At 54.2% G+C, this 15,224-nt stretch carries 9 protein-coding genes and 1 pseudogene; 8 read left to right on the forward strand and 2 right to left on the reverse strand.

Annotated elements, in window-relative coordinates; genetic code table 11:
* Positions 1-243: 243 nt before the first annotated feature.
* Both IC234_RS08725 and IC234_RS08730 read left to right on the forward strand, forming a co-directional pair.
* Entirely contained in the window at positions 244-606 is a 363-nt protein-coding gene (locus tag IC234_RS08725; protein WP_190923509.1) for a DUF2493 domain-containing protein, read from the forward strand.
* Between the two features lie 51 nt (positions 607-657).
* Positions 658-906 carry a hypothetical protein gene (locus IC234_RS08730; RefSeq protein WP_190923511.1) on the forward strand — a complete coding sequence of 83 codons (249 nt, stop codon included), beginning with the start codon at positions 658-660 and terminating at the stop codon, positions 904-906.
* Positions 907-1,012: 106 nt separating this feature from the next.
* Here IC234_RS08730 and IC234_RS08735 read toward each other — a convergent pair whose 3' ends face one another.
* Complete coding sequence (locus IC234_RS08735) at positions 1,013-2,056, reverse strand: WG repeat-containing protein (RefSeq protein WP_190923513.1); 1,044 nt, start codon at positions 2,054-2,056, stop codon at positions 1,013-1,015.
* A 109-nt stretch (positions 2,057-2,165) separates the two neighbouring features.
* Here IC234_RS08735 and IC234_RS22060 point away from each other — a divergent pair, with 109 nt between their 5' ends.
* The 4 genes from IC234_RS22060 (at position 2,166) to IC234_RS08755 (ending at position 10,276) form a co-directional block, all read left to right on the forward strand.
* A complete protein-coding gene (locus IC234_RS22060) occupies positions 2,166-2,396 on the forward strand; it encodes a helix-turn-helix domain-containing protein (protein ID WP_190923515.1) in 231 nt (76 codons plus the stop codon).
* Between the two features lie 585 nt (positions 2,397-2,981).
* Positions 2,982-5,228 carry a Piwi domain-containing protein gene (locus IC234_RS08745; protein ID WP_190923517.1) on the forward strand — a complete coding sequence of 749 codons (2,247 nt, stop codon included), beginning with the start codon at positions 2,982-2,984 and terminating at the stop codon, positions 5,226-5,228.
* A complete protein-coding gene (locus IC234_RS08750) occupies positions 5,216-6,118 on the forward strand; it encodes a hypothetical protein (RefSeq protein ID WP_190923519.1) in 903 nt (300 codons plus the stop codon). The genes IC234_RS08745 and IC234_RS08750 overlap by 13 nt, the downstream gene beginning before the upstream one ends.
* A gap of 81 nt (positions 6,119-6,199) precedes the next feature.
* The gene (locus IC234_RS08755) at positions 6,200-10,276 is read left to right on the forward strand and encodes an SIR2 family protein (RefSeq protein WP_190923521.1); all 4,077 of its coding nucleotides are present in this window, start codon (positions 6,200-6,202) and stop codon (positions 10,274-10,276) included.
* Between the two features lie 221 nt (positions 10,277-10,497).
* Here the strand turns inward: IC234_RS08755 and IC234_RS08760 are convergent, their stop codons facing one another.
* Positions 10,498-10,860, reverse strand: a complete 363-nt coding sequence (locus IC234_RS08760) for a hypothetical protein (RefSeq protein ID WP_190923524.1) — start codon at positions 10,858-10,860, stop codon at positions 10,498-10,500.
* A 185-nt stretch (positions 10,861-11,045) separates the two neighbouring features.
* Between IC234_RS08760 and IC234_RS22245 the strand changes: the two are divergent.
* Both IC234_RS22245 and IC234_RS08770 read left to right on the forward strand, forming a co-directional pair.
* A pseudogene (locus IC234_RS22245) lies at positions 11,046-11,111 on the forward strand (SEC-C metal-binding domain-containing protein); the annotation flags it as partial.
* A gap of 24 nt (positions 11,112-11,135) precedes the next feature.
* Positions 11,136-14,819, forward strand: a complete 3,684-nt coding sequence (locus IC234_RS08770) for a hypothetical protein (RefSeq protein WP_190924719.1) — start codon at positions 11,136-11,138, stop codon at positions 14,817-14,819.
* The last annotated feature ends 405 nt before the right edge of the window (positions 14,820-15,224 follow it).

Consider the following 15,224-nt stretch of genomic DNA (forward strand, 5'->3'; position numbering starts at 1 on the left):
ACCTTCTACTGCAGAGGAAGCTCCTGTTCGCAAGAAGAGGTAAAAAACACGGAGGAATTCCTATAAAAAGGCAGTGTGGCTTTGGAACTGCGAATAATTTATTTTACGTTTTATGTGAGTTAAAACACTGAAAAACAAAAAGTTAATGGAAAATAAACCATGCTTTGCCCAAGTTAGGAGCTGTGCTCAGCAACAAGCGTTGCCACGGGCAATATCCCCATCACCTCTTAACAATTGCATGATATGCGAGTAGCTGTTATTGGGTCCCGTTCTTTTGCAAACTACGAGCAGCTGGCCCGCGAATTAGATGCCTTAGCGCTTGCTGAAGGCCAGCCCATTACCCTCATTGTTTCGGGCGGAGCGACCGGGGCCGATACCTTGGCGGAACGCTACGCCCGGGAGCGCAGCATCCCCACCCGTGTGTTTTTGCCTGACTTCAAAACCTTCGGCAGGAAGGCAACGCTGGTGCGCAACAAGGACGTGGTATCCGCGGCCGATGTGGTCTGGGCCGTGTGGGACGGCGTGAGCAAGGGGACAGCACACGCGCTCCGAGAATCCCGGAGACTGGGCATCCGCACCATAGTAGTGGTGCCTGAACTTCCCTAAGCGCATTTACGCGCTCTTGCCTCACTCCCAATCCAAGCCCCCACCGGGAATATGCTTAAAGCTCAACAAAAGCGCCTGCGCCGGGCTTGCCGGCAACTACGCGGCCAGCAACTACAGCTGCTCACCATGGAACTCGCGGGCGTGGTCGCCGTCACCATCCATACCGTCGGCGAGACGCTCACGGTGCCGCTCCACGGCGACGCGGCCGCGCAGGTAGCCAACACACTACTGGAGGTGCTGCGGGAGCGACGGCAGCTGCTTCGGCGCGAGGCAACCGTCCTTCAGGCGGAGTTGATGTAGGAGCAAGCCGCCAGGGCGGCCCCACCCGCGCCTGGATAGGGCTGCCCTCATCAAGAGCCCGCCGCAAAAGCCACGGGGCAGAGCTTTTGCGGCGGGCACCGTGGCGCTAGTACTCCGGACACTTCACGCCGTCGAAGGCAACGCACTTGAACTGTTTGTCCACGTAGAAGAAGCCCCGTTCCGAGGTAAAAGCCTTGGCCAGTGACTTGCCATCGGGGCCAAATTCGAACTCCGTAATGTTCCAGAAGTTTACGGGCAACACCACCTTGCCGGTGTAATCCACCACGCCTTCGTAAAACTTGTCCTTCTTAACCCGCAGGTAGGAATCGGTCCAGCTGCCGAACTCGTAGCCGGCCGAGGAGGGGATGACGACGCGCCCCGTTTTGTCAATCAGGGCCGAGTTGTAGTTGTAGGTCTTGCCCACCAGGAACGTGTAGTGTGCGGTTTTGATGGTCGTCGGGCGCCCGTCCGGGGTGGCAATCCGGGTGACGGCGTAGCCGTTGCCCAGGTTCGGGCTTTCCGAGCCGTAACAGGTAAGCTTGGAAATTTCCTTGCCCTGGACGTTGATAAAGCCCCAAAAATTACTGTGTTCGATGCCGTCTCGGCTGTCGTTCCGGACGCACACCCGGGCGATGCCGCCCTGCATGGGCTCGATGCGCAGGTACTTGTACGGGGTCAGCAGCGTCCCGGCCTTGTTGATTAACGCCGCCCGGCCATTCAAGGCCACTGCGGCGCGGCCTTCGCTGAAATCGGTGACTTCGTCAAACGCATAGGGGATGACCAGCACGCCGGCCCGGTTGAGGTAGCCGTACTTGCGGCCGTCGAGGCTCACCCCCGCCAGGCCGTCGTGGAAGTAACCGATGTCCTTGAATTTAAGCGCCGCGATTTCGCGGCCCGTGGAGTCTATAAGGCCGCAGCGGCCGCCGATGCAGACGCGGGCGCAGCCGTCCTGGAAATCCGAGGCTGCCTCGAAGCGGGGCTTGATGACCACGGCCCCGGCCGCGTTCTGGTAGCCGAACTTCTCGCCGCTCATCGTTTGCAGGCGCACGGCGGCGAGGCGTTGGGCGGAGGCGCCGACGCTGAGCACAAGCGAGAGGAGAAGCGGGGGCAGGAACCGAAAGGTTACAGCAGAGTAACGAACAACTTTCATGAAATGAGGGAAAAAGAGGTTAATTCTTGAACCCGCAAAGAAAATCATTCCGATACTTCTGTACCAAATACGTTACAAGTGGCAATTTTTCTGGCCTCAGCTTGCCGGCGTGAAAAACGAGGCAGGCATCCGGGCATTCGGGGCCCATCTGCAGCGGCTGCGGGAAGCCCGCGGCTGGAGCCGGGAGGTGCTGGCGCAGTCGGCCGACGTGTCGCGCATGACGGTCTACCGCATCGAAAAAGCCCAACTGGCGGCCTCGCTGGACGTATTTCTGTCCCTGGCCCACGCCTTGGAAATCTCGCCCCGGGAGCTGATGGACTTCCCGCAGCCTATCAATTAGCATGGTCTGGTGGACGGCTGGTCCCAGCACACCAAAACATCCGAACGTGTAAGGATTACGCGTAATACTTCTCCTCTGTTCCTGGGGCGATAAGGACTTGCGTGAGCACATGAAATCGCCTGCCATGGTCACCGACCATCACTCGTTCTCCATCGTTTGCAACTCCACCATAGCGATCGGCACTGACATCGGAATTTGAGGCAAATTAGTTCGAGCTTGCTCCGCTTATTCTAATGCGTCGCCAATCCAATGCTCTTGGCAGCGCTGGGGCCATGCGGCTAGTTAAATGCTGCCTTTCGCCTTGGCGTATGTATGAATACCTGAAATACTGAATATTGTGCATGAGATGGCTCATCTAACACGTACGCACCATATATCAACTCTACAGTTTGGTACTGCAACAGGTCCCATCCATCACAACGGAACGGTCAGGCTGCCTCAGCCCAGCTAGTCGAGCACCCGAACCGCAGTACAATATGCGGAGCTTTACTAAAATTATGGGCATGATGAGTAGCTTTAGCATCCTCATTTGACAAGCGTGCAATTTGCCGTCTGTCCTGAGGTGATTATACTCGTCAGTTGCGTATGAAATCTAACTTCTTCCCACTACAATTCAGCTTTGACGAGTTTCACATCCAGCGCCTCCCTTATCAAAAGGAAGTACTAGACAGGTTACGACAGCAACACAACGCGACCCACTCTTTTTTTCGTCGCGACGATTTTATCTACATCTCACCTGGCATTGAGGCTGCATCCAATTTGGGTGACGTAGTCAGACTAAGCGTCAGCAAGCACCCCGACGTCGTGGCTTCGTTGATTCGCCACATTTTCTTTCGGGCTATCAAAGACAAGGTACCTGACCTGCTGCCTTCTTTTCATCCGTTTACCTTCTCCGCAAAGCAGGATAAGTACGATTTGGCGTTGAACATGCTGCCGGAGCGGCTGCAAAATATCATCACCTACAAACGTATCACAGAAGTCCAACTGCGTTTCAACGAAACAGAAGAACAGCCACAGTTTGTGGCAGTAGTGAATCATCGGTACCAGTGGACCATTGACCGCACTTGTGAGCAGTTGGTGAACGAAGGCCTGGACATACTGGGCCTTGAAGTCAACAGTTCCACTTCGCCCGACTACTCGGACGGCATTGTAGCTCCCGAACTGACTTTGCTCGGCAGGGTAATGGCAGTAGAAGGCGACCATGCTACAGTGGGCACCAATCAAGGGCCCACCCAATACGCCCTGTCTGACCTGACCCTTTTCAAATCAAAGGAGAATATTATTTACTACCTCGGCTCACTGATAGGGGAAGGGAAGGCCGAGCAGATAGTGAACCACATCAAACAAGACGAATCACGACGACTGCAGCCTGATGTTGTGATGCGCGAGATTGAGGAGGTGGGCGCATGGCTAAGCCGCCTTACGTACCGGAATTTTGATTCGTTTTGCTTTACTATCGGAACTGATAATGCAATTCCGGGCCAAGCAGGTATTCGGTTAGAGGAGCCCAAACTCATCTTTGACGTTAGTGGCACCAACATCCACGCAACGCCCACTACCGGCCTCAACACCTTCGGGCCATACAGCCGCTCCACATCATTCGACGTGAACTCGCCCAAGGTGCTGGTGGTGTTTCATCAGCGTAATGCAGGCCATTTTGCAGAGTTTTTGGCCCAGCTTAAGAGCGGGATTACGCAGCATGCCTATTTCGCTAATGGAATGGTGCGCAAGTACGGCCTGACGGCCATGGAATACCGCATTGCCGAATTAACGGATTACACCGTGCCGCAATATCTGGCTACCATCAATAAGCTGTTGCGCGCCGAAAACGGCTCGTTTGATATTGCCATCATCGAGACGTGCGAGGATTTCCGGCAATTACCGCCCGTGGATAACCCCTATTTTCAGGTGAAGTCCCTGCTGTATTCGCATGGCATTTCCACGCAGTTCGTCCGGGCTGATACCGCTCAGAAACCAACTTATAGCATCGACAGCATCGCCCTGCAGATGTATGCTAAGTTGGGCGGTACGCCTTGGACGGTGCCCACTGGACCTAGTGTCGACCATGAGCTCGTGATTGGCATTGGTAGCTCCATTCTGCGCAGCAATCAATACGCAGGGGCGACGCAGGCACGAATCGTTGGCATCAGCACTTTCTTCTCGGCTGATGGCAAATACATCTCCAACCGCAGGACCCAGGATGTGCCCTATGATCAGTACTTTGACGAGCTACTGCATAACCTGAAGGTGTCAATTGACGAGATCTCCAATAATTACAGTTGGAGTTCAGGCGACCGCATCCGCATCATCTTCCATATTTTCAAACCCATCAAGCACATTGAGGCTGATGTGGTGGCAAGCCTGATGGCACAGTACCAAGAGTTTGACATCAAGTTCGCGTTTGTCACCTTTTCTGAATTTCATCCCTATGTCCTGTTCAATGAGAACGAGCGGGGAGAATTCGATGCCTACCGCAAGGTGTATAAAGGGACGCATGTACCTTGGCGGGGCTACAACGTGCTGCTGGACCCACGCTCTTGCCTCGTGCAGATGCTAGGTCCACGCGAGATGAAAACTTCACGTCATGGGGCATCACGGCCGGTGCTGGTGCGCATTCACCGCAGTTCTACCTTCGTCGACCTGACCTATGTGGTGCAGCAGGCCTTCAAGTTCACCCGCCTGTCTTTCCGCACCTTTTATCCCGCGCATTCGCCTGTTACGCTGCTTTACTCCAACATGCTGGCCCGGCAGCTAAAAGAATTACGGGGCATACCCGGGTGGAATTACGACGTAGCCAGCCGCCAGCTTCGGCACAAGAAATGGTTTCTTTAGAAGCAAAATCGGCCTATATGGCCCCGCTGTTGGAGAGCCCCATGCCCCGGTTTTTTGTGGATATACTCTACGACGAGCCGGGTTTGCAGCCTCCCAAACTGCAATTGGCTGACTCTAACAGTTTGGCGTGCAATGTGCTGTGTTTTGTTCGCGATGCAGACGAGCTACCCTGCCGGGAGTTGTATCAGCAGTTGCAGGGACGTAAGCCGAATAAGGAGTCAGAATGGATTTACAACGATTACCTAGTGTTCTCCCTAGTGTGCGCCGTTAAGAAATTCACCCTGCCCAGCGAATGGATACGCCAATTGCTTGCCCTGCGTGCATCGCAGGACGAGGAGAAAAAGCGTCTGAATGCCACATTAGGTAACATTCTGGCGGGTAACCTCAACAATCGTGAGGATTATCACCAAGTGTCACTGGTCTACCAGATGCTTACCGGTGAACAGGTTCCCGACGAAACACGCCTGAATAAAATGTTTAATTTTCTATGGCGGCACCCATTCCCGTTTTTCACCTCTCCTTTCCTCAACCTGATTTCGCTGAAGGCACTGGAACTAGCTTTCAATAGAAAAGGGCTACTGAACCCCGAACAGTTTTTTGCTGCGGAGCAGTTTACTGAACGCTTTTTGCACCGCACTCGAAGCTTAGCTTCCCTCGTAGTAACAGTACTGGTTTTAGGGCTGGTATTAAGCTTGGCTATCGCTACTGTACGCTATCCAACTAATGGATGGGTGAAACTGGGCCTGTTGTTAACATCTGCATTCGGGGTAGACGTTTTGGCGTCATTTTCAGGCCTACGTGACAAGCTGCGTGACATGGCGACTAAGGCCTTACGACGCGCCTTTGGATATTCTCCTCCAACGTCCAGCTCTACTAAATCTGAAAAATAGTCCCCTTACAATTTTTAAGCCTTTTGCGCACTCCTTAAAGCTTGGACTATAAGTTAGGGTTACACAGGACAGGACAAAAGGGTGAAAGCCTCTTATGGCAAAGAGGAAACTAGTCTTGTTAATCCGAAGGCTTGGTGTTTTATTTTTTATGTCCAAAAATTACAACAAGAAGCAATTTTTCTTACCGAGTCCGTCAACCTGCTGATTATGTCCGATCAACCATTTTTTAGTGACCTGCACCACGTGGCTTATTTGCGCAAGCGTCTCTGGATGCGTCGTACCACCGGTCGGGCCGCTGTGATGATTGGCGCAGGATTCAGCCGCAACGGTGTCCCGCAGGTTGCCGGGGCGCGGCCCTTTCCACTCTGGAGGCAACTCGTCGAGCTGATGTTTGACGGTCTGCGCCCGGGGCATCCGGACCCAGTCGAGCGAAATAAACTTATCGACCAAGCAGCATCGGGAACCGGGGCACTCACGATGGCTCTGGAATACGAAGCTACATTCGGCCGCTCAGCTCTCGACAACCTCATCATTGGGGCTATACCCAACGACGAACATAGCCCAGGTGAACTGCACCGAAAGTTACTTAGCCTTCCTTGGGCCGATATATTTACCGTCAATTACGACACACTACTCGAACGAACTAGGGCTCAGGTGTATAACCGACGTTATGAGGTGGTCGTTCACCTCTCCGATCTGCCCACAACTACGCAGCCGCGTATTATCAAGCTGCACGGCAGCCTGCCTGCCACGAAACCCTTTATCATCACGGAAGAGGACTTTCGGCGCTATCCCCGGCAGTTTGCACCTTTCGTCAATACGGTGCAGCAGGGCATGATGGAAAATGATTTTGTGTTGTTAGGGTTTTCCGGCGACGATCCAAATTTCCTGGCTTGGCTTGGCTGGATCCGGGATGAACTACTTACCGTGCGGCCGCAGGTGTATTTGTGTGGGGTACTGGACTTAACCACTGCCCAGCGCTTGGTACTTGAAAAGCGAGGGGTAACGCCTATCGATCTGGGTACCTTGTTTACAGCTGCTGCCTACCCTGATAATGGGGGGCAGCGGCGAAGCGACGCCATTCAATGGTTTTTGGAGTCACTCGAAAACGGGCGAGGCGCTCTGGTACCTCTTTCGTGGCCCCACTTCCCCCACTTGGACGAGGCAGGAGTTTCGCCTAAATCACCGAAAATCGGTCCGGCACAAATAAGCGTGCTTGCTCCGGAACTGCCGGGCTACGAAGTAGAAGACTGGATGTTGAAGGCTGACACAACTGAGGCACGGAATGCATGCTTACGTGCATTGCTGGACCGCTGGGAACTCAACCGGGGGGCATACCCGGGTTGGCTGGTGTTGCCCAGGGCTAACAGGGAATCGTTGATAAGTCGCACAGAGAATTGGCGCAGCCCCCTCATTAAATGGATTGCTGATTTGCCCTTGGCTCAGCAACTGCGGCCGTTGGCGGAACTGGCTTGGCGAATGGAGAAGGGTCTTTTGGTTTTTGAATCCAAGACAGAGGTAAAGCTGTTCCGGAAATTCGTAAAACAAGTGCCCATTCCAGGTAAGCCGGCGGAGCGCGACTACTGGGCAACGGTAGCCTTTTTCCTGCTACGGCAGATGCGTTATGATTATGACCACAAGTCCTTTATGGAATTGCTGGCGCATCTGGAACCATTGACTGCAGCAGCGCCAAGCTACCGCGCCTGGCGCTGCTGGGAAGCTGCTTCGGAACGTCTGGAACATATGGATGCTGACAGTGCCCGAACCTGGCTTAACCGCTGGCCGGACGTGCAGGATAATCCTGCCTGGGACCTGCGCCGGGCTGGTTTATGGGCTGAGCTGGATGAACTGGACACGGCAGAACGATACGCTGCTCAGGCCCTGACTTCAGCCCGGGCTCGTCAGCCGGCAGGCCGGATACGCATCGACATGCTATCGGTGGAGGAAGCCGCCACGTGGCGGCTCACGCAGATTCGCGAAGAGAAAGAATTTCGTAATCTAAGTGAGGAGCCCAGAGAAAACCGGCCCCGGGTAAGTCCGGACGAATGGGACCGGCAGTTGCTGTTCAAAGAATACAATTGCGCCTCAGACGAAGTAGGAGACTTGTACGATATCATCAAGGGCCCTGTACCGGAATTTCAACCAGCGGCCTATGAGGAAATCGCACCGCACACGGGTCGGCGCAGCTATGGGCGTCGAATGGCCACCATGTTTAGCGTGAAGTGGGTGCAGCCGGCTCTTGACATTCCGGCCATTTTCGAGGAGAGCGGGCAACCCATGCGTTTGGGGTTCGGTTCCTACAAGGAACTGGCTGCGGCGGTGCGTTGGATTTTTGATGTGGCCCCATTGCGCGCGCTGGGCGTGATGGTCCGGACGCGCAATAATGAGCTGTTGGACGTTTTCCTGGACCCTGCCCGCGTTGCCGAAATAGAAGAGGATAGCCTGCTGGCTTTGTTGGAACCGGCAATGCATACTTTGGAAGCTTCTTTGTCCACCGATGAAAGGAATCATAGTGACCGTGAGCGTGACAATGTAAAGCTGGCCCTGCGCTTAGTTGGGCGCGGCGCGTTTCGGTTAAATGAAGAAGCAAGAGCAAGGGCGCTTCAGCTTGCTATTCGCGTATGGGCTGTCTGGCCACGCGGCCTGACCAACCGCCCCAGCCACGACTGGCAGCTGTATTCAGAATTTACGGCAGGGATAATAGGTAGCCTGACAAAAGCCACAGTACTGGAGGTTTTGCCGGGCCTGTTGCTGACCGCCCCGGAACCGGAGTTCACTGCGGGGCCTTTTGAGCGCATTGACCCCGATTTACTGCCGCTGCGACAGTCGCCAGAGCATGTACGGTCCAGTATTACCACGCTCCTGACCTGGCTTGATGGCAACAAAATACACCGGCGGGCAGCCATTCGTCGACTCTTTTTCCTGAACAGTCTGGGCTGGCTCGCAATGGATGAGCAGCAGCAGTTCGCACGGGCCCTGTGGGCGCCGGTGGTCGAGAAGGGCATTCCTCAGATGGACAATGTTCCGCGTGCTTGGCGTCTGCTAACATTACCGGCACCGGAGGGTATCTCCGCAACGGAACGGGTGAAACAGTATCTCTTGGGTTTCACGAGTAGAAAGGCACCTACTGACCAAGCCTTACTGGGAGCTTTCGTGATAAGGAACGAACGGGAATTACGATACTTCCTGAACAATACTGCCTTGTCAACCGCCTCTGGTTTTGACGAGCTGCCGCCCCGCTACCATGTTCCGCAACAGTGGATCCAATGGTCGAAGTCGGAAGCTCTGTTGATGCTGCAAACCGTTATTGATTACTTCGAGCTCGTTAAAACAGACCTGCTTGAAATCGAAGCCCAATACCGGGGTAAGCGACCAAGCCGCTCCAATGTATCGGGGTTTGATTTTGACAGTATAAGCCTGTTTTTGCGCCGGGTGGTACTACCTGCCTTGACCATTGAGGATGAGGAAGTATTGCTGCGAATTGAAAAGTTTATTCTCGAACTCCTAGAAACGCGCATGGCGGGACGGGCGGCTCTACCGGCCCTGTTGGCAAAACTCGCCGAGCCCGAAGCGAAGCGCGAAGAATATACGAGTCTGATACGTCTGGGGCTGCTTAGCTATACCAATGCGGATGCCGTGGCCGACGGCGCCGAAGCGGTTTACTGCTGGGTGGCCAGCGTGGTTAACCATGCGCTTGATTCGCCTTATCATCCTCTTCTAAGTGAATTATTGCTTCGACTCAGAATGCGAGGACTACCTAATACCACGAGTGTGGCCCAGTGGGTCCTGCGCCTGCTAAATGATGCACCGAATGTGCTATGGCCGAAGTATGCGGAACCATTAAGCCTAGCTTTACTGACGCTGCTGGACGAGACTAACGAACCAACTTGGATAGATCGGCTTTTAGCGCGTCGGCCCACCGAACGGGAGCAATTATTTCAGCGTCCTACTTTATTGGCGCAAGCCGCCGAAATGGCGGGCTTGATTTCGGTATTCAACCGGAAGCATCCGGTTGAAGTGGCCGTTGTTATGCTGGCCAAGTGGAAAGAGCGTATCGCTACGTCTCCATATCCTGATGTTAAGCGTGCTTGGGAAAAAGGGCGACAGAATTCGAGTACCGACAGGAAACCACCAAAGGGCCGCAAATTTGCTAGTTGAATGACTCAATGATTAAGCTTCCATTTTTAAGTAGTCAAGGACGGTTAGTGAGGTGAAGGGCAGTGGCGGCTAGAGGTTACGAGCGGTTTTCTTTCCGCTTCAGGTAGTCACACAGGCACACGATGTGAGTGCGGTCGGGGCTGCGCCCCCGCTTAGGCATCGCATTGGTAGCAGTCGGCTTCCAGATTAGCGTAGGGCTTCTCAAAGTAAAACCGTTCACCCTACAGGCAGCCATTGACGTGCAGCACCGGTCCCACGATCCCGGAATCTCGTTGGGAGAGGGGGCGGGAGTGCATGCGATAAAATTTCTGCTTGCGCTGCTCTAGGTGTGCCCGTTCTTCGGCCGACTTGGTGGCCAGTTCGGTTTGCCGCTTCGCCCTCACTGCTTTCTGCGCTTCCCTACGCAGGTGCGACTCGTTTTGGCGCTCCAGCTCGGGTAGGCACAGCTCGAAATAGCGGTCGCTACATTGGTCGCCGCCCAAGAGTTGCCAAAGCCGGTAGAGAGCGTAGGAGAACTGCTGAAGAAAGCGGAATAGAAGTGTCGCCAGCCACGATTGCAAATATTCAATACGAATCGGCAGCATACAATGTATATTTAAAATCCAGCTAATTGAATAGGTTGGCAAGTCATAGGTGGGTTGCCGAATAAAAGGCAGTTCGCGATGTAACAGGATATCTACAGCACGTTACTTTCTGCAAGCACATGGCTTTTCTATCAGTTGGTTATTAGTGTTATTTAGGGGAAATACAATCTTTTCCGTGTAGTGTAATGACAATCGGCCGCAACGACCCCTGCCCCTGTGAAAGCGGCAAAAAATATAAGAAGTGCTGCTTGAACAAGGCTTTTCCCCTTACCCCAGTGCTTACCCTACCAGAACAGTATAATTCGCTGGACCTGCTGCAAACCAGCATTGCGCTGGCAATACTGCCTGAAAATCACGGTAAAATATTGCGGCTAGAAGTACTGATTAACAGTATTCTGGCCCATTTTGATGCTAGCCAGCCTATAGCACCCGAGGCGGCGGTACGGCAATTTCTGGCGAACGAGTATGGCTCTTATGACGAGGAGGATGTGCTGACGACTCCCTTTACGGACGTAGTGCCCTTCTTTGGCGGCGACTATCTGGTGCTGCCAGGCGCAACCGAAGGAGGTAGCTATGTGCTGAACAACCTTATTACAGCAATTTTTCATTGGAACCCTGACCGGCTGCCGACTTCCTTCCAGCACAACTGTCGCGTGGCGGTGCAGTTTCTGTTGCGGCTATCGCAACTGGTTATAAGTCGATTGCAGTACACTCGTTACCAAACAGGTAGCACGGAACATGACGAGGTTGCATGGCCGGAAGCGGACCGCCTGCAGCAGGCCCGAGAAGCCGTGCTAATCAGCGAGGATGATATGCGGGCGCTGCTCGCACCCGATGGACTTGCGCCCAGCGTACCGGCTGTTTTCAGCGCCACAGTCGCAGTGTTTCAAGCAGCCATAGCGGCGGGTCAGAATCCATTGCTGCAAAAGCCCTTGCTTCGTCTGGCTAGCGACTATATGGTGGTATCGCCCCTGTCCATTTGCCACATCCTGACTGAATTCATCTGGGCGCAAGCTCGCCGCTACGACTGCGTAGCTGAACTCAATAGGAACTATCAGCAGGTGGTTTGGCGTGCCGTGCACCAGCAACTGACGCATATGGGTTTTCGCTACGAAGACATGAGTGCGCAACTGCCAGCCATCAGCCCCAACACTTTTCGCGGAGTCTACCGGTTTGATACGGACAAGCTAGCCTACGCGCATCTGGCGTACAGCTCCCGCTCCGGTGAGCGAGTCGACTTAACGACTGCTACAGAAGATGAGGGAGCGGAACGGCAAGCGATTGTGGCCGCCCTGCTGGCCTTGCCCCAATACACGGGTCACCAAGTGCTCGACTTCCTATTCGCTTCCCTTGACGGCAGTGATTTAATGCTGCCGCTGCGTGCTGTTCCCGGCACTTACCCGCTGGTCATCTCAACGCACGAGGTGGCCACATTATACACGATGGGCGAGGCGGAAGCGCTGGATTTATGGAAGTTCGCGATGGCAGAGCACGAGCGGCAGACGGCTAGTCCGCTGCCCGCGTTTCATACGTCGCTGCTGGACAATTTCAAGTTTTACCGCCAGCATGACGACTCTTTCTATGTTTCTGACGAAACGCGGCCGAACTACCTCTTTATCCCGCCAGGCTATGCCGCTGATTGGTTGACCCGGGCCAAGCAGCAGACGGACGAGCATTCGGCTTTAGTTACCGCGCACGGCCCTTACGCTGGCGCGACTTTAGTGGTGCAGCGCTACGGTACATTCGGGTCAACTTACGCAAGTTCGGAGGATGCGCTGCGTAGTGAGTTACGCTTCCTGGTGGATGGCTTTGCGCAGCCGGTGTGGGTGGAAACGACTTCGATAAGCCCTGCAGCTGGGTCGCAACTGCGCCACTCCCTATTTGAGCTGACCGACGCGATTGCCTACTGGTTGGACCAGGTGCGCGATGACTTACGGCCCTATTTGGCGCATGAGCAACTGCCCAGCATTCATGTAGTGTTTGAATGCCAGCCAGTGGCAGCTTTCGAGGCGGAACATCCCAGCCTGGAGCGGGTGGCTGACTTGGCCAGCTATTTTCAAACGGGAGCGGCCGCCGAAGAGGCCCGGCTGCTTATTCCCGCTGAACTGATCGCATACCTCTACGGGGCGGATAACGCGGGAGAGCAGGTACTGGTCGAGCATCTGCTGGTCGCCCTAAGTAAGCTACTGGTGGAAAATGGACTGCCTGCTATTCCGGTGGATGCCCAGCAGGCGATGCTGGCTATGCACGTGCCCTTAGGCCAGAAAAAGAAGATATTGCTGCTGAACTCGGCGGACAACCTGCTGCTAGACCCGCGAGACCTCGTAGCCAAGCGCACCGTGCAGGAATACGATACCGGCCGCGTACTTGATGCGCTGGTGCCCGCCCTAGAGGCGCAGGGGCTATGCCCTCCGGTGGGGGACATAGAGGACCAGGACGCAAAGGAAAAACTGACCCGTGACGTGGTGATGCGGGTGCTGCTGCCACAGCTGAGCCGCACCATTGCCCGCTATGACCAGCGAGACCTGCTTGGTAAGCTGCTGGCCCTTAATGAGCGGTTGATTCACGACCGGGAGTTTCTGCGGGTGCAAACACCCTCCCGCATCGCCTGCTTCGTGGAGATAGCCCAACAGGTGGCCGACGTAAAGGAAAGCCTGAACGCCTCCAGTCGCACGAGCGTGGCCGTGCGGTGCCTGATTGAGCATATCAGCGCGGAGCAGATGCTGACGGGTATTCCAGCTAGCACCACCGAAAGGGATGAGTTAGTGGCCCTGATGGACCAGATAATTGCCTGGGGTTCGCTGGGCGACCAGCTCAAGCACCGTCTGTTCGATACCAAAATAGGTATCTTGCCCACCTACCGCATCGGCACCGAGAAAACATTCAGTAATGATGTACTGGACCCGTACTACACGGCTAAAACGCACGAGGACGTAATAGACGCGGTGCGGTACTACGAGCAAGTATTTCCGCAGCAGCAGCAGCAAACCGGGGAAGCTACGCCGGCGGCCCTCGACCGGGCATTCACGCAGGACTATGCAATTTCGTTTACCAGAATCTGCGAATTCATCGAGGCGCTGGTGCGCGTAGCGCTCGAGGCGGAACAGAGCGTGGTGGCACTGCCCAAGTCAGCCCTGCGGCTGGCCATTGAGCGGGTAGGCCTGCCTTTCGAGGCTGCAGAATTTGAAGCCGTGCTGACTTACCTAACTCTGACGAAGCGAACGAGTGTGGCAACAATTCCGCGTGGCTACGACTCATTCGACATTTCGCCCTGGCGCTTCAACCGGCGGCTGTCCCTACTGCGCAAGCCATTAGTGGCATTTCATAACGAAACTGCCCCCGATGACCCTATTATCTACTGGGGTTTTAGGCAGGTGCTGCTTAGCCGTCGCAATTGGGGAAGCCAGATTCATGAAAACCGTTTCCGGGTAACGCAAGGCAGCGCCGTTGATACGGAGCTTGGGTCTATTGCCAGCCGCCGCGGCACCATTCTGGTTCGAAAGGTGGAAGAGTGGCTGCAAGGTGAAAACCGAGTGGTGCGGACTGAAGTGCTTATGAACTCTATCGCTCAGACAACGCTCGACCCAGACCTAGGAGATATTGACGTTCTGGTGATTGACTTGATTAGTCGGGTGGTGTATAGCATTGAATGTAAGTACATGGCTCCTAGCCGTAATATGCACGAGATGGCCCAGGAATTGGATAAGCTGTTTGGTTCAGACGGCTGGGTGCCGAAGCACGTAAGGCGGCACGAATGGCTTGACTCACACTTAACGGAGCTGGGCCGCTATTGCGGGCTCGATTTGCAAAGCTTTGTGCTGCATTCCCTCATCGTCACGGCGGAGGATATGCTGACTCCTTATTTGAGGACGAGGGAAATGATGCTATTGCCCTTCGTCACCCTGTATGAAATTGAGCGTGAAGGGCTAGTTGCAATACAACAGGCACTTAATGGGTAAGTGTATTGAGCACAAACTATTGTTGGCAGATTGTAGGTTGTATATGAGGAGCTAGATTCTTTACCAAATCGAACGCCAATTTGCAGTAGGGGAAACCATATGCACACTGCTCTACATACAACAGCAACTTATTTGGTTTCAAGCCTAATACAAAATACAAAACTTGCCTTAGCGAGAAATGCTCATGCGATAATATGCAACGCAATGCGTAGTCAAAGCGAACTTATTGCAAGGAGTTGGTCGGAAATGCTAGACTATAGTCATTTTTAAAACGTCCTTCTGTAAGAAACTTCAGCAGGAGCTGACTTTTAGTTGGCGAAGCTTGCCGTGGGTTGAGTTGCCAACGTGGCAGTTCTCTCTCGGTGCCTGTTGAGTGGTCCTGTATATTGTGAAAATTTAATTAAT

Source organism: Hymenobacter armeniacus (assembly GCF_014699055.1).
Taxonomy (GTDB): domain Bacteria; phylum Bacteroidota; class Bacteroidia; order Cytophagales; family Hymenobacteraceae; genus Hymenobacter; species Hymenobacter armeniacus.